The organism is Reyranella sp. CPCC 100927 (genome assembly GCF_007859315.1).
GTDB lineage: Bacteria > Pseudomonadota > Alphaproteobacteria > Reyranellales > Reyranellaceae > Vineibacter.
Genome location: NZ_VOHA01000010.1, coordinates 220,606 through 235,644 on the forward strand (window position 1 = coordinate 220,606; position 15,039 = coordinate 235,644).

Consider the following 15,039-nt stretch of genomic DNA (forward strand, 5'->3'; position numbering starts at 1 on the left):
TCGCTGCGCTCGAGATGACAGCTGTATCAGGGACGCGTGATTCCGAGGACTAACCGCAGCGCCGCAGATCACGGAGAGGTCACCGCCATCGGCGTCGGGACCAAGGCCGGTGGTGCTGGCGCCGGATCTTCGTCTTCGTCGATCACGGGCAGGTACAGCAGGAATGTCGTGCCCTGCCCGACGGCACTGCGCACGGTCAGGAAACCACCCGACTGGTGCACGAAGCCGTAGACACCGGCCAGACCCAGACCCGTCCCTCGACCTTCACCCTTGGTCGTGAAGAACGGCTCGAAGATGTGCGCGCGAACCTCGGGCGTCATGCCGAGGCCGGTATCTCGCACCGCGATCTCGACCCAGTGTCCCACGCGCAGCTCAGGCTGGGTTTCGACATCGCCGGCAGTGAAAATACGCGGACAGGCCGTCACGTGCAGTTCACCACCGTCAGGCATGGCGTCGCGCGCGTTGACCGCCAGGTTCAAGATGGCCGTCTCGAAGCCGCTGCGATCCAGCCGGCAGCGCGGCAGGTCGTCGCCGATGTCGAGCAGCAATCGGATGCGCCCCGACAAGGCGCTGGTGATCAGGCTGACGAGACCCTGCAGCAGGGCTCCCACCGCGATATCGCGCGGCTCCAACGGCCGGCGGCGCGCGAACATCATCAGCCGGGACACCACGTCGGCGCCGCGCGTGCCGGCTGCCAGCGCCGATGCGATCTTTCTCTGGAACGGCGAGTCCGCCGGCAGCTCGTCGGCGATGCCCTCCAGCTTCGCCATGATGATGGCCAGCACATTGTTGAAGTCATGCGCGACGCCGCCCGTGAGCTGGCCGATGGCCTCCAGCTTCTGGCTCTGGCGCAAGCTTGCCTCGGCCTGCGCCAGGCGAGCCTCGGCGCGGCGCTGGCGTGTGACATCCTTGGCGATCACCAGCCGCGCCGGCTTGCGGTTGAATCGGATTGATCCGGAGGTGATGGCGTTGTCGATGATCGTGCCGTCCCTGGTGACCTGAGGCCACACTCCACGGTCGCGCATGTCGATTTGCGCGTCGGTGCTGGTCACCAGCTGCTTCAGCCGAGCCTGATCATCGAGCGGATGCAGGTCGAAAATACGCCGCTGCCGGAACTCCTCACTGCTGTAGCCGTACGCCGCGCGCGCCGCCTCGTTCGCCTCGATGATCCGGAACGTCTCGCGATCGTGCACCCACATCGCGTTGGGATTCTTCTCGAACAGGTAGCGAAAGTTCTCCTCGCTCTGCTGCAGGCGTTGCGTCATCACCGTAACAATCGCCATCAGCAGAACCACCGCAGCGGCAGCAGTGACAATACTCGCGAACGTCCCCGATGGCAGGCCGGTCAACCTACGCAGCGGATCGCTGACCGGGAAACAGAACATCGACTCCATCCCGGTGTAGTGCATGACGGTAACGGCGAGACCGAGGATCACGGCGCCACCAGCCTGCCGCGCGATCCTCCCCGCGTCCGAGCCGGCGGCGCCGAACCGCACCTTCAACGCGACAATCGCGAATACCGCAGCGAAGACGATGGACGCGGCGACCATCGTCAGGTCGTAGCGGACCAGCGCTTCCACCTGAAGCGCGGCCATGCCGGTGTAATGCATGGTGCCGATGCCAACGCCCATGAGCGTGCCGCCCAACACCAGCCGGCGCATGCTAACGTCAGGCCGCGCCACGACATGAAGGGTGATTCCGGCAGCCACCATGGCCGGCACGACCGACGCCACGGTGACCGCCGCACCATACGAAACCGGAACCGGCAACACATGGGCCAGCATCGCCACGAAATGCATGCACCAGATACCGCCGCCCATGGCGACGGCACCGCCGGCCAGCCAGCGCATGCGCAGGGCTGAATCGCGCAGCTCGATGATGCGGTCAGCGAACTGAAGGAACGTGAAGCTGGCAACGACCGCCATGACACATGACAGAACGACCAATCCACGATCGTATGTATCCGGCAGCGCCTGTGCCAGATCACGTCCGATGACAAAGAATGTTGCGAGATCCATAAGTCGAAGAATCGAACACCGAAGACGACGATAGAAATCCTGCGATCAACTCGGCGATAGACACCATCCGCCCCGCGGGCCACCCGCCCACGACCAACCGACGATGCCGCAACACCCCGCACCGAAACCAAAATCGTACTGAAAAAAGTTACATGCTCGGCATGCGGCCGGCATACGGGAATTGATCCAATTCGGATTCTTCGCGCAGTTGCAGAAACACCCTAGTCCGCGATGCAGGGTTACCACCCGACTGCTCTGTAGGCGCGTTGCGAAAGCGTTCTGATCACGATATTGCCGATGTCCCACGCGCCCGCGGTCATAGGCGACCCCGCCAGCCGATGTCGGCCCCACCCACATGCCTGTGTCATGGCCAACCGATCCTATCTCTATGCGCTGAGCACCCAGCCGGCACACTACGCTGACCGGCCCGAAACCATCACCGGCCTTTCAGAGTGGCCCTATGATGTCCCGCTGGCCTACTACATCCTTCTGTCCGGCAACCCGCGTCTGTGCGCATCCCTTGTCTCGGACGGCTTCGAGAACGACAGTCCCGACAATCGCACACGGCTGTACGCGATTACCGGAGATTTCGAGACCGGCCTGGCGCGCTTCGAGCGTTTTGCCGCTGTCGTGCGCCGTGCCGCGCCAGATACGTCAACGCTTCTGCGCGAGTCGTTGGCCGAAGCCGCGGGTTTCCTTACCAACCATCGCAATCGCTACTTCCTTCTGGAGACGATCGAGCTCGACTGCATGAGCGCCGCGGATGGCGCTGCCCTGCAAGAAGCCACCCAAAAGCACGTGGCAGCGGCCTGGGCCGCCGGTGCGGCCGTGGATGCGCTGTCGCGGTTTGACTTCATGGCCACGCGGCAATTCCGTCGCGCGATTGCCGATGGCCGGGACAGCTTGGCCCCTTTCAAGGGTCTGAGCTTGGCCGACGATTTCGACCATCGCGACAAGGACCGGATCATGGGTGTCGGTTTCTGGACGACGATCCTCTACTTCGCGCTCCAGGACCGCCAAGCCTTCGAAGAACGCCTTAGAACCGGCGACGGTTTGCAATAAACGAGAATCCTGTCAGCCGGCCGAGGTACGCGCGCCGAGGCTGCGCAAGCGGCCGACGATGCCGGTGGGGAAGAAGTAGACACAGAGAATGAACAGCAGGCCCAGCCACAGCAGCCAGCGGTCGGGGTGCAGCAGGTTGGCCAGCAGCGGCACGCCGGCGGTGGCCTGGCTGGCGGCGGCCATGGCGTCCTGCAGGTAGTTTTGGGCCAGGATCAGCACCGTGGCGCCCAACACGGCGCCGTATATCGTTCCCATGCCGCCGATCACCACCATCAGCAGGATGTCGACCATCAGGTCGAAGCTCAGCGTCGTGTCGGGACCGGTGTGACGCAGCCACAGCGCCAGCAGAACACCAGCCATAGCGGCCGCCGCAGCGGCGATGCAGCTGGCGATGGTACGGTAGACGACAGTGCGGTAGCCGATCGCCTCGGCGCGAAAGGCGTTCTCGCGGATCGCCATCAGCACGCGGCCGAACGGCGAGTTCACCACCCGCATCATCGCCAGCACCAAGGCCAGCGACACCACGAAAACCAGATAGTAGGCAACGATGCGGCCATTGATGGTGACACCCAGCACATCGGCATCGAACAGGCGGAACGCCGGCCTCAGCGCCTCCGGCACGCGGTAGTTCAGGCCGTCCTCGCCGCCGGTGATGCCCGACAGCTGCGAGGCCAGGATGGCGAAGGCGCTGGCCACGGCCAGTGTAATCATGGCGAAGAAAATGGTGCGCACGCGCAGGCTGAACAGGCCAATCAATGCCGCCAGCACGACGGCGATGGCGACGCCGGCCAATGTGCCCAGCGCCACGGTGCCCCAGTCCGGCGACAGGCGCGCCAGCGCGATGGCAACGCCATAGCCGCCGATGCCGAAAAACATGGTGTGCGCGAACGACACGATGCCGGTGTAGCCCAGCAGCAGGTCGTAGCTGGCCGCCAGCACGATGAAGACGCAGATCTTCACTGCCACGTTGAGTGACTTGGCGCCGGGAAACAGGAACGGCGCCAGAGCCAGCGCCACGACGATGACGATCAGCGCCGCCGCCAGCCAGCGGCTGCGCGGCAGGTCGTCGGAGAGGACGGCACGCAGCACGGCGCTCACCGCTTGGCCACGGGATAGAGGCCCTGCGGGCGCCACAGCAGGATCAGCGCCATCAACAGGATGTTGGAGCCCAACGCCACCTTCGGCGCCAGGAAGCCAACATAGTTGGCGACCAACCCCACCAGCAGCGCGCCCACGAAGCAACCGCCGACCGAGCCCAGGCCGCCGATGATGATGACGATGAAGATCAGCACCATCACCTGAGCACCGATGGCGGCCGTCACCGTCTCCTGGTAGAGCGCCCACAGGGCGCCGCCCAGCCCGGCCAGCGCCGAGCCGACCACGAAGACACCCACAAAGACTCGACGGATGCGGTAGCCCAGGGCCTCGACCATCTCGCTGTTCTCGACGCCGGCGCGTACCAAGAGCCCGATGCGCGTGCGGCTGAGCACCAGTTGCATGGCGACGAACACGACCAGGCCGACGGCGACAGCCAGCACGCGATACTTCTCGATCGCCACGTCGCCGATGATGAAGGCGCCGCGCAGCGCCGGCGGTCGCGTCAAGGTGATCTGATCAGGACCCCACACCACCTTCAGGAGCTGCTCAGCCACGATCAGGCCGCCCATCGTGACCAGGATCTGCTTGAGGTGTTGGCCGTAGACCGGTTTGACGATCACGCGCTCGAAGCCCCAGCCGAGCGCGCCACTCAGCGCCATGGCCGCCAGCACGGCCGGCGCCACGGCGGCGAGGTTGAGCCACAGGCTGTCGCTGGCCATCCACGGCCCCATTGCCAACATGACGCTGGCGGCCACGAAGGCACCCACGGCGATGAAGGCCCCATGCCCGAAATTCAGCACGTCCATCAGACCGAACGTGAGCGTCAGGCCCGAGGCCATGACGAAGATCATCAGCCCCATGGCGAGGCCGGCGACGGTGAGCGTGAGCCAGCTGGCCGGCGAGCCCACCAGCGGCAGCGAGACGATCACCAGCGCCGGCACCAGCAGCAGCGGCGCGATGTCCCGCCGTGCCTGTACGGGCGGCGGGTTGTCGGTGATGGAGGCGTCGGTCATGGCGTTCGCCTCCCCACGCAGTGGGGAGGTGCCCCGAAACGACGTTTCGACGCTTGGCGTCGAAACGTCGGTGGGCGGAGGGGAGCCGACGTGGCCTCTGTAACAAGCATCACCTTGGCTCCCCCTCCGGCCTTCGGCCACCTCCCCCAACTCCATTGGGGGAGGGAAACGCTCATTGGTGTGTATCCATGCCGAGGCCCAGCAGGTGCTGCTGCAAGGCAGTGTCGGCGGCGAACGTCTGCATGGTGTCGCTGTGCACCGTACGACCATCGTCCATCACAGCCACCGTATCGCCCAGGCGACGTGCGAAGGCGAAGTTCTGCTCGACCACCAGCAGGGTCGACTCGCTGTCCTTCAACTCGCGGAACGCTTCGATCATGTTGGCGATGATGGCGGGCGCCAGCCCCTTGGTGGGCTCGTCGATCAGCAGCAGGCGACGCGGCTCGATGATGGCGCGCGCTACGGCCAGCATCTGCTTCTGGCCGCCGGACAGCAGGCCGGCCGGCAGAGTCCAAAAGCGCTTCAGCGCCGGGAAGCGTGCGAAGATACGATCGAGGCGCTCGCTGCGCGGCGGCCCGCCGCGCGCCGCCAATACCAGGTTCTCCTGTACCGTCAGATCGGCGAAGATCGCCATCGACTCGGGCACATAGGCGATGCCCAATCGCGCGATGTCGGCGGTCTGCAGCCGCGTGATGTCGCGACCATCGAAGCGCACCTCGCCGGCGCTGGCGCGCCATAAGCCCATGATGGTGCGCAGGGTCGTGGTCTTGCCGGCGCCGTTGCGACCCAGCAGCATCGTAAGTCCGCCTTCCGGCACGTCGAACGCGACGCCGTGCAGGATATGGTAGCGGCCGATATGGGTCTCGACGCCACGCAGGCTCAGCAGCGGTTCAGCCATGGTCGGACTCCGCTGCGCCGCCGAGGTAAGCCTCGCGCACCACGTCGGAATGGATGACCTCGGCCGGCGGACCGTCGGCCACCAGTCGGCCGTGGTGCAGCACCACGATGCGGTCCGACAGCGAGCGCACGACGTCCATCTTGTGCTCGACCAGCAGGATGGTCTTGTCGCCGCGGGCCTTGATGGCGGCGATGACGTCGAGCACCGCCGGCACGTCATCGACGCTCATACCCGCCGTCGGCTCGTCGAACATGAAGACGTCGGGCTCCAGTGCCAGCAGGATAGCCACTTCCAGCTTGCGCTGATCACCGTGCGCGAGCGTGGCCGATATCGCGCCGGCGCGATCGGCCAGCGCCACGGCCTTGAGGTGCGCCATCGCCTGATCGGTGAGATCCTGGTGGCGGGCGGCGCGGCTCAGCAGGTCAAGCGTACGGCCGCTTCTGGCCTGCACGGCCAGCCGCACGTTCTCCAACGCCGTCAGGTTGGGGAACAGGTTGGTGAGCTGAAAGGCGCGACCCAGGCCGAGCTGCGCGCGCCGGGGTGCCGCGAGTGCCGTGATGTCCCTGCCCTTCAGCCGCACGCGCCCTGCCGTGGCGGCGAGCTGGCCGGAGATCAGGTTGAAGTAAGTGGTCTTGCCGGCCCCGTTGGGGCCGACGATAGCCGTCAAGGTGCCGGGATGGAAGGCGCAGGACACGCCATCGACGGCGGCATGGCCGCCGAAGCGGATGGTGAGACCCTCGGTTTCGAGCATTGGGGGGTTACGCCGTGATCTCCTCTCCCGCGATGCGGGAGAGGAAGGGGCCCATCGCGGCAGCGATGGGAAGGTGAGGGATTAAGGACGAGGTATCTCGCGCATGAAGCATGGTGCGTGAAGCCCTCACCCGCCGGACGCTGCGCGCCCGGCGACCTCTCCCGCTTGCGGGAGAGGTGACGCTCAACGCTTGACCCGGATGGGCAGCTTCATCTCGTCGGCCGGGATCTCGCGCACGAGGTCGAGCAAGTCGGTATTGTCGGGCGGATTGACCTTCATCTTCCAGTGATACATCACCTGAAGCGCCTGGTGATCTTCCTTGCGGAACGTCATCTTGCCCTTGGGCGTGTCGAAGCTCATGCCCTCCATGGCGGCAATCAGCTTCTCGCTGTCGGTCGATTTCGCCTTCTTCACCGCCTCGACGACGGCCAGCGCCGCGCTCATGCCGCCGGCCACGAAGAAGTCGGGCGGTGCGCCGTTGTTGCGCTTCTTGTACTCGGCCACCAGCCAATCGTTCACCGGGTTCTTGGGGAAGCCCCAGTAGTAATAGATCGCGCCTTCCAGGCCGGCGAACTGCTTCCAGCCCGCCATCACCGGCAGGATGTTGCCGCCGGGCGCCACCTCGATGCCGAAGCGCTCGGGCTTGAGGTCCATCAGTTTGGGCAGCGGATGGGCGCCGGCCCACACCACGGCAATGATCTTGCGGCCGGGCTTGTCCTTCAGCGCATCAAAGATACGCTGGGCCGGGGCCGTGAAGTCGGTGGTCTGCTGCGGGGCGTACTCCTCGTGCACGATCTTGGCCTTGCTGCCGACGGCGGCCAGCGCCTCCTTCAGCGAGGCAATCCCGTCGCGCCCGAAGGCGTAGTCCTGTGCCAGGGTGGCGATGTGGATGTTCTCGTCCTTCAGGGTGACGGCGCCGGCGAGCGCATCCTGGGTCGAGTTGCGGCCAGTGCGGAAAATGTAGCGGTTCCACTTGTCGCCGGTGATCTGGTCGGCCACCGCCGGCTCGACCAGCAGGATCTTCTTGTACTCCTCGGCCACTGGCAGCATGGCCAGTGCCGCGGCAGACGAGGTGGTGCCGACGGCGATGTCGACCTTGTCGTCGCCATAGGCCTGCTCCAGCGCCGCCTTGGCGACGTCGGGCTTGAGCTGGTCGTCCTTGAGGATGACCTGGATCTTGCGGCCCTCCAGCTCGAGCTTGCCCTGCGTGGCGTACTCCAGGCCCAGCATGAACCCGGCCTCGGTCTGGCGCGCATAGGCCTCCAGCGGTCCGGTCTTGCCGTAGATCAGGGCGATTTTCAGCGGCTGCTGCGCCATCGCCATGCCGGCTGCCAGCACCATGCCCACCAGGGCCAAGCCTCCCACCACGCGTCTCACGGCAGCCTCCTTGTAACAATACGACATCTTAGTTTTTGCGCTCTTGCGTAGTTGCCCGCATGCATTGGCCCGAGTCAATGCGGGACACGTGTCGGGGATCACTACACGCCCAGATAGCGCTCCCACAGCGCGCGGTCGGCAGCCAGTTCAGCCGAACCGCCGGTCCACGCCACGCGGCCGCGGTCCAGAATGGTATGCCGATCGGCGATTCCCGTGAGCCGGTCGATATGCTTGTCGATGATCAGGATGGCCAAGCCTGTCGCACGCAGGGCATGCAAGGCGCACCAGATCGCTTCGCGCAGTAGCGGCGCCAAGCCCTCGGTCGCCTCATCCAGGACCAGCAGGACGGGATTGGTCAGCAACGCCCGCCCGATCGCCAGCATCTGCTGCTCGCCGCCGGAGAGCTGTGACCCGAGGTTGCCCAGACGGTTGGCCAACGGTGGAAACAGGTCCAGCACACGCTCCAAGGTCCACGGACCGGCCACGGCACGGCGGTTGGCGGCGAACGCCACCAGGTTCTCGCGCACGGTGAGATTGGGAAAGATCCGACGCCCTTCCGGCACCAGGCCCAGCCCGGCGCGGCCGATCCAGTCGGCCCCGCGTTGCCCCACCGCCTCGCCGGCGAACCGGATTGTCCCGCCGGTGGGCCGCAGCAGGCCCGCGATACAGCGCACCGTCGTGGTCTTGCCCATGCCATTGCGCCCGAGCAGGGTCGCAGCCTCGCCCGCCGCGATGCGCAGGTCGATGCCGAACAGTACCTGGCCGGCACCATAACCGGCCGAAAGATTGTCGATCTCCAGCACGTCGCTCATGCGGTGCTCTCGCCGAGATAGGCGCGCCGCACCTCGGGATGGGCGCGAATCTCCAGCGGCGTGCCGGTAGCGATCACGCGACCGCTCACCAGGACGGAAATCCGGTCGGCAAGACGGAACACGGCATCCATGTCGTGTTCGACCAGCAGGACGCTGGTCCGGTCCTTCAAGGATTGTAACAGCTCGATGACAGGGCCTGACTCGTCCGCGCCCAGACCGGCCAGCGGTTCGTCCAGCAGCAGGACGCGTGCCCCGGTGGCCACCGTAAGGCCGATCTCCAGCCGCCGCCGCTCGCCATGGGAAAGATCGCCTGCCGCGATTTCCGATCGGGCACCCAGCCCCACCTCGTCGAGAATATGCCGTGCCTGATCGAACCATGCCGCTCGCATCACGACCGGGCGCCAGATCGCACATCGCCCCTGGCTGCGCGCCTGTACGGCCAGCGCGATATTGTCCAGCACGGTGAAAGCCGGGAAGACGCTGCTGATCTGGAACGACCGCGCCAGGCCCTGCGTCACGCGCCGATGCATCGGCCAGCCATCGATCTCGACACCACCCAGCGTGATCCGGCCGCCATCGGCGCGCTCGGCGCCCGACACGAGCTGGATGAACGTCGTCTTGCCGGCGCCGTTGGGGCCGATCAACGCGTGCAGTTCGCCGGATGCCACGGTCATGCTGGCGTCGTCCACCGCCGTGATGCCGCCGAAGCGCTTGCGCAGGCCGTGTACCTGCAGGCCCGGCGGCGCGGTCATCGTGCGACCTGCCGCCACAAACCGGCGAGACCGGCGGGAGCGAAGAGCACGACAGCCAGCAGCACCAGGCCGATGCCCAGCGCCGTGTGCGTCGTGACGTCGGAGAAGAGCTCCTGCGCCAGCAACAGCGCCGCCGCGCCCAACACGCCCCCCAGGAACCGGCCAGCGCCTCCCAGGATCACCATGACCATCAAGGTGCCCGACTGGGTCCAATGCAGCAGGCTCGGGCTGACCTGCTGGTTGAGGTCGGCGAGCATACCGCCGCCGAGGCCGGCAGCGGCGCCCGCGATCACAAAACCGGCGAGCTGAATGCGAAAGACCGGAAAGCCGATGGCTTCCATGCGCGTGTCGTTGTCGCGGATCGCCTGCAGGGCACGGCCCAGCGGGGCATTGAGCAGCTGGCGCATTCCCGTCATCAGCAGCAACACGACGACCAGCACGGCCCAATAGAAGACGGTATCGGATCCCGGATCGAGCCCGAACCCGTAGCGGGCGCGATGCGGCAGGGTCAACCCGTCGTCGCCGCCCAGCACGCGCAGCGACACCACGACGTAGTAGGCCATCTGCGCGAACGCCAGGGTGATCATGATGAAGTAGACGCCGCGGGTACGCAGCGCGACGACACCGATCATCGCCGCCAGCGCCGCGCCGGCCAGCGCCGCCGCAGGCCATGTCAGCCAGGCGATATCGGCGCCGGCGCGCACCATCACGGCCGCCGTGTAGGCGCCGGCGCCGATGAAGCAGGCATGCCCCAGGCTCACCATGCCGCCATAGCCGATCAGAAGGTTCAGGCTGCTGGCGATCAGGGCATAGATCAGCACGCGGCTGGCGAGCACGATGTAGAACGGCTGGTCCACGGCCGTGAGCACCACGGGCAGCACCGCCAGCCCCGCGACCAGCAGCAGAGTCGGCAGCGGATGCAGGCGTATATGCAACGCGCTAGCCACGCGCCGGAAACAGGCCGCGGGGGTGGAAATAGAGAACGCCGGCCATCAGTACGTAGATCAGGATCGAGGCCAGTGCCGGCCCCACTTCCGACGCCACGGCCGGCGGCGCCAGCGCGCGAAACAGCGCCGGCAGCAAGGTACGGCCGGCCGTGTCGAGAAGGCCGACGAGCAGCGCGCCGACCAGGGCGCCGCGCACCGAGCCGATGCCGCCGATCACGATGACGACGAATGCCAGGATCAGGATGTTCTCGCCCATGCCGACCTGGACCGCCAGCAGTGGCCCCAGCAGCGCGCCTGCGACGGCGCAGAGCGCGGCACCGGCGCCAAACGCGGCGGTGAACAGCCACGCCGTATTGACGCCCATGGCACCGGCCATCTCGCGATCCGAGGCACCGGCCCGCAGCCACATGCCGACGCGCGTGTGGGCCACGACGACGTAGAGCAGCAATGCGGCGGCCAGGCCGACGCCGATCACCACCAGGCGATAGGCCGGGTAACGCAAGCCGGGTGCCAGTTCGACCGGCCCCGACAAAGCCGCCGGCATGTTGAGCGCAACCGGCTGCGCGCCCCAGATGATCCGCACCAGTTCGTTGGCGATCAGGATCAGCGCGAAGGTGGCCAGCACCTGGTGCAGATGCGAGCGCCGGTACAGCGGTCGCAGGACCGTGAGTTCCAGCGCCATGCCGATCACCGCGGTGCCCACCACGGCAGCGACGATGGCAGCGACGAAGGAGCCGCTGGCCTCGGCGACGGTGGCCGCCAGGTAGGCGCCGATCATGTAGAGCGAGCCGTGCGCCAGGTTGATCATGTCCATGATGCCGAACACCAAGGTCAATCCGGCGGCCAGCAGGAACAGCATCAGCCCCAGCTGCAGACCGTTTAGCACCTGCTCGACGACCAGGGTCAGCATGGTGTCCTCCACACCGTCATCCCGAGCGCAGCGAGGGATCTTTTGATGCAGACGTAGTACGCCGCGCTCAAGAGATCCCTCGCTGCGCTCGGGATGACGGTGTGGTCGCTCGACCCGAACTTCATTTCATCGTGCAGCGCGCGGCGAACGGGTCGGCGTAGTCGCTATAGACCTTGCCGATGGTCTTATTGGTGATGCGGCCGGTGCTGTCCTTGATCACCTCGCGCAGGTGGTAGTCCTGGATCGGATAATGGTTGGTGTTGAAGCGGAATTTGCCGCGCGGGGAGTCGAACTTGGCGGCCTGCAGCGCTTTCAGGAAAGCGGCCTTGTCCTCGATCTTGCCGCCGGTGTCGCGCACCGCGGCGGCGATCAACTGGGCCGCATCGTAACCCTGCTGGGCATACATTGTGGGCAGCCGGCCGTAGGCCTTCTGGAAGTCAGCGACGAATTTCCGGTTCGCCGGGTTATCAAGATCATGCGCCCATTGCGTCGTGTTGAGGATCCCGACCATGGGTTCGCCGACGGACTTGATCGTATCTTCATCGGCAGAAAAGCCGGGTGTGTACAGCTTGGCGTCCTGCTGCGCGCCGGCGCTGACATACTGCTTGATGAAGTTGGTGCCCATACCGCCGGGCAGGAAGAAGAACACCGCGTCGGGCTTGGCGGCGCGTAGGGTCGCGATCTCCGCCGCGTAGTCGAGCTGGCCCAGCTTGGTGTAGACCTCGCTGGCAATCGTGCCCTTGTAGGTGCGCTTGAAGCCGTTCAACGTCTCGCGGCCGCCGGGATAGTTGGGTGCGATCAGGTAGACGTTCTTGAGGTTGCGGTCGTTCATCACCTGGCCCATGGCAGCCGCGGTGTCCTCGTTCTGCCACGACACGACAAAGAAGTGCGGATCGCACTTCTCCGCGGCGTAGTCCTCGGGCCCCGTGTTGGGGCTGATGTAGACGGTCTTCGAGCCCAGGATGGCCGGCATCACCGGCAGCAGCACGTTGGAGAACACCATGCCGGTGATCACGTCGACGCGGTCGCGCTTGGTGAAGCGCTCGACGACCTGCCGCGCCGTATCGGGATTCTGCTGGTCATCGACGATGGTGATTTCCGCGGCGAGGCCACCCAGCTTGCCGCTGTCGCCCTTGGCGACGAGTTCGAAGCCGTCGCGGATATCCACGCCGATCGCCGCCCCGGGCCCGGACAACGTACTCATGAAGCCGACCTTGACCTTGTCCGCGGCGTGCGCGGCCGAGGCCAGCGCCAGCACGGCGATGCCGGCCAGCAGACAGGTCTTGTTCTTCATTCTGCCCTCCCCAGATTGTCATCCCGAGCGAAGCGAGGGATCTTTTGATGCACCGTACGCCCTCTTCAGAAGATCCCTCGCTTGGCTCGGGATGACAATCTGGGGAGGACACGATACCCCTACACCCACGCTTGCAGCACGTAGTCGTACATGCCCTGCGCGTTCACCATATCGACGCGCTGCAGCTTGATGCGATAACCGTCCGGGCCGCGCTGCAGATGATGGATGTAGGAGCCGGCGAAGTGCCGGGTTGCGTCGTTGCGGAACTCCATCATGTGGAAGCGCGACCGCACGACGAGTTCGCCGCTGGCGGAGTCATCCGTCTCGATGCGTACGTTCGAAACCACGTGGTTGGTGCCCCACTCGGTCTTCTGCGACCACGCACGGGGATGCGTCATCCGCCGCAGGCGCACCGCCATCAGGTCGCGGTCCTCGTAGAAGATCGAGGGCACGCCGTCGCCGGTGGTCTGCGACGGATCGGCCGGCATCCAGTACATGCCGTCGTCGGCGAACAGATCGATGAATCCTTGCCAGTCGCCAGTGTCGAGGCACTCGGCTTGGCGGTACAGGAACTGCTCGATGCTGCGCTGCGGATCGTCACCGTTCATGGTGGCCATGGTGCTCACCTCGCGCCCATGTAGTCGACCCAGGCGCGGAACTGGTTGCGCATCGGCGCTTCGCTGGTGCCGATGCACGAAGTGACCACGCCATCCGCTTCCAGATCCTGGCCGGCATTGCGATGGAAGCTCACCCATTCGCCGCCGTCGGACGCCAGACCCTGGTGGATCTTCCAGAAATTCCACAGATCGTCGGCATTGATCAGCGTCGCCGGCGAATTGACGAGGTTGTAGTAGCCCAGCGCCCGGCGATACATCGCTTCCGGCGCGCCCTTCAGGCGGAAATGCCAGATCTCGGTCAGGGTCTTGTCGACTCCCAGCGGCCGCACGGCGCGCAACTGCTGCAGCGGCGACTGAACCGACAGGCCGGGATAGAGCAGCACATGGTGAATGTTGACGCCGAGGATCTCCTCCATGCGCGCCTCACCATAGGCCTTCTTCATCGTCTCTTCGTAGGCCAGCGTATCGGGATCGCGCGGCCGCAGGCCCATGTAGCCGGTCAGGATGCAATGGCCGTGCGGATAATTGAGGGTCTGGAACTGGTCCCACTTGGCGACCGGCGTCGTGTAGAAGGCCGACATGTAGTGATAGGAGAGCGGCGCGTGGCCGCCGCGCTTCTTCATCTCCTCCTCGACATCGAACGCCGCCTTGCCGGTCGATTCATGCGTCACCGCCGGGTGCAGCGCATCGAGCTGGTTCTCGAGGAAGATCTTCCAGTTGGAATTCTGGATCACGCGGAAGCAGGTGGGGACGACCTCCACCTCGCCCGCCGGCGCGCGGTCGCACATGTCGTCGAACGCGATCTTCGCGGCGCCCAGCCATTCCAGCAACGAGGGGCCGTCGACACTCAGGTTGGCGAAGACAAACCCACGGTAGGATTCGACGCGTGCCGCCCGCTTCATGTCGCGCAAATGGCAGTCCGCGCCGCCGGGCGCCAGGCGCGTGCCGTCATAACCCTTCGACAGCGGCACCGTCCGGCAGGTGCCGTCGGTATCGAACTGCCAGGCGTGATAGGAGCAGGTGATCGGCCCGCCGGCATTGCCGTTGCGGTTGCCGAACAGCATGGCACCACGGTGCGGGCAGCGGTTGTGCAGGACATGCACCGTGCCGTCGCGATGCCGGATCATGATCATCGGCTGACGCCCGACCTGAACGGTCCAGTAGTCGCCGGGGCTCTTCACCTGACTCTCGTGGCCGACATAGGTCCACACGCGGTGAAAGATCCGGTCCATCTCCTGCTCGAATATGCCCGCATCGGTGTAGACATGCCGATGAACACGGTCGGCTTCGACCGCCTGGCGCAAGTCCATGCCTACTTGCATCGCTTCCTCCCAACGCCGCGCAAACGCGCCTCATGATAGCCCGTCGGACGATGAGGCATTCACACCGGCCGCAGCGACTGACGGGTCAACTCGGATGGCAGCGCGGCGATGTTAGCGTGCGATGTTTGGCAGCGCCAGACTGGCCCTGGCTCATGCCCTGGGAGCGCG

14 protein-coding genes are annotated in these 15,039 nt (G+C 65.8%); 1 reads left to right on the forward strand and 13 read right to left on the reverse strand.

Translation table 11 applies throughout. The features are described 5' to 3' along the window. Positions 1-68: 68 nt before the first annotated feature. Complete coding sequence (locus tag FQU96_RS25205; protein ID WP_178130695.1) at positions 69-1,925, reverse strand: MHYT domain-containing protein; 1,857 nt, start codon at positions 1,923-1,925, stop codon at positions 69-71. Positions 1,926-2,384: 459 nt separating this feature from the next. On the opposite strand from FQU96_RS25205, the gene FQU96_RS25210 reads away from it, so the two are divergent. After that, positions 2,385-3,080: a hypothetical protein gene (locus tag FQU96_RS25210; protein ID WP_146544118.1), complete on the forward strand. Its 696-nt coding sequence runs from the start codon at positions 2,385-2,387 to the stop codon at positions 3,078-3,080. A 12-nt stretch (positions 3,081-3,092) separates the two neighbouring features. Here the strand turns inward: FQU96_RS25210 and FQU96_RS25215 are convergent, their stop codons facing one another. From FQU96_RS25215 to FQU96_RS25270, 12 genes are all read right to left on the reverse strand, one after another. After that, positions 3,093-4,169, reverse strand: coding sequence for a branched-chain amino acid ABC transporter permease (locus FQU96_RS25215; RefSeq protein ID WP_218574853.1), 1,077 nt, complete (start codon positions 4,167-4,169; stop codon positions 3,093-3,095). Positions 4,170-4,174: 5 nt separating this feature from the next. Next, the gene (locus FQU96_RS25220; RefSeq protein WP_146544119.1) at positions 4,175-5,191 is read right to left on the reverse strand and encodes a branched-chain amino acid ABC transporter permease; all 1,017 of its coding nucleotides are present in this window, start codon (positions 5,189-5,191) and stop codon (positions 4,175-4,177) included. Positions 5,192-5,363: 172 nt separating this feature from the next. Then, positions 5,364-6,089, reverse strand: a complete 726-nt coding sequence (locus FQU96_RS25225) for an ABC transporter ATP-binding protein (protein ID WP_146544120.1) — start codon at positions 6,087-6,089, stop codon at positions 5,364-5,366. Then, positions 6,082-6,840: an ABC transporter ATP-binding protein gene (locus tag FQU96_RS25230; RefSeq protein ID WP_146544121.1), complete on the reverse strand. Its 759-nt coding sequence runs from the start codon at positions 6,838-6,840 to the stop codon at positions 6,082-6,084. The genes FQU96_RS25225 and FQU96_RS25230 overlap by 8 nt, the downstream gene beginning before the upstream one ends. A 183-nt stretch (positions 6,841-7,023) precedes the next feature. Beyond that, positions 7,024-8,181: a substrate-binding domain-containing protein gene (locus FQU96_RS25235; RefSeq protein ID WP_146544150.1), complete on the reverse strand. Its 1,158-nt coding sequence runs from the start codon at positions 8,179-8,181 to the stop codon at positions 7,024-7,026. Positions 8,182-8,318: 137 nt separating this feature from the next. After that, positions 8,319-9,029 carry an ABC transporter ATP-binding protein gene (locus FQU96_RS25240; protein WP_146544122.1) on the reverse strand — a complete coding sequence of 237 codons (711 nt, stop codon included), beginning with the start codon at positions 9,027-9,029 and terminating at the stop codon, positions 8,319-8,321. Continuing rightward, positions 9,026-9,781: an ABC transporter ATP-binding protein gene (locus tag FQU96_RS25245; RefSeq protein ID WP_146544123.1), complete on the reverse strand. Its 756-nt coding sequence runs from the start codon at positions 9,779-9,781 to the stop codon at positions 9,026-9,028. Before FQU96_RS25245 ends, FQU96_RS25240 begins: the two co-directional genes overlap by 4 nt. Next, positions 9,778-10,716: a branched-chain amino acid ABC transporter permease gene (locus FQU96_RS25250; protein WP_255468523.1), complete on the reverse strand. Its 939-nt coding sequence runs from the start codon at positions 10,714-10,716 to the stop codon at positions 9,778-9,780. The genes FQU96_RS25245 and FQU96_RS25250 overlap by 4 nt, the downstream gene beginning before the upstream one ends. A 4-nt stretch (positions 10,717-10,720) precedes the next feature. Beyond that, complete coding sequence (locus FQU96_RS25255) at positions 10,721-11,635, reverse strand: branched-chain amino acid ABC transporter permease (RefSeq protein ID WP_218574856.1); 915 nt, start codon at positions 11,633-11,635, stop codon at positions 10,721-10,723. A 124-nt stretch (positions 11,636-11,759) separates the two neighbouring features. Next, complete coding sequence (locus FQU96_RS25260) at positions 11,760-12,932, reverse strand: ABC transporter substrate-binding protein (protein WP_146544125.1); 1,173 nt, start codon at positions 12,930-12,932, stop codon at positions 11,760-11,762. A gap of 119 nt (positions 12,933-13,051) precedes the next feature. After that, positions 13,052-13,549: an aromatic-ring-hydroxylating dioxygenase subunit beta gene (locus FQU96_RS25265; RefSeq protein ID WP_146544126.1), complete on the reverse strand. Its 498-nt coding sequence runs from the start codon at positions 13,547-13,549 to the stop codon at positions 13,052-13,054. Positions 13,550-13,554: 5 nt separating this feature from the next. Continuing rightward, positions 13,555-14,871 carry a Rieske 2Fe-2S domain-containing protein gene (locus FQU96_RS25270; protein ID WP_146544127.1) on the reverse strand — a complete coding sequence of 439 codons (1,317 nt, stop codon included), beginning with the start codon at positions 14,869-14,871 and terminating at the stop codon, positions 13,555-13,557. Positions 14,872-15,039 lie beyond the last annotated feature (168 nt).

Excerpts from the sequence above, each read along its gene's own strand:
- FQU96_RS25205 (WP_178130695.1), bottom strand. The coding sequence starts at position 1,925 with ATGGCGGTCGTTGCCAGCTTCACGTTCCTTCAGTTCGCTGACCGCATC.
- FQU96_RS25210 (WP_146544118.1), top strand. The coding sequence starts at position 2,385 with ATGGCCAACCGATCCTATCTCTATGCGCTGAGCACCCAGCCGGCACAC.
- FQU96_RS25220 (WP_146544119.1), bottom strand. The coding sequence starts at position 5,191 with ATGACCGACGCCTCCATCACCGACAACCCGCCGCCCGTACAGGCACGG.
- FQU96_RS25225 (WP_146544120.1), bottom strand. The coding sequence starts at position 6,089 with ATGGCTGAACCGCTGCTGAGCCTGCGTGGCGTCGAGACCCATATCGGC.
- FQU96_RS25230 (WP_146544121.1), bottom strand. The coding sequence starts at position 6,840 with ATGCTCGAAACCGAGGGTCTCACCATCCGCTTCGGCGGCCATGCCGCC.
- FQU96_RS25235 (WP_146544150.1), bottom strand. The coding sequence starts at position 8,181 with ATGGTGCTGGCAGCCGGCATGGCGATGGCGCAGCAGCCGCTGAAAATC.
- FQU96_RS25240 (WP_146544122.1), bottom strand. The coding sequence starts at position 9,029 with ATGAGCGACGTGCTGGAGATCGACAATCTTTCGGCCGGTTATGGTGCC.
- FQU96_RS25245 (WP_146544123.1), bottom strand. The coding sequence starts at position 9,781 with ATGACCGCGCCGCCGGGCCTGCAGGTACACGGCCTGCGCAAGCGCTTC.
- FQU96_RS25260 (WP_146544125.1), bottom strand. The coding sequence starts at position 12,932 with ATGAAGAACAAGACCTGTCTGCTGGCCGGCATCGCCGTGCTGGCGCTG.
- FQU96_RS25265 (WP_146544126.1), bottom strand. The coding sequence starts at position 13,549 with ATGGCCACCATGAACGGTGACGATCCGCAGCGCAGCATCGAGCAGTTC.
- FQU96_RS25270 (WP_146544127.1), bottom strand. The coding sequence starts at position 14,871 with ATGCAAGTAGGCATGGACTTGCGCCAGGCGGTCGAAGCCGACCGTGTT.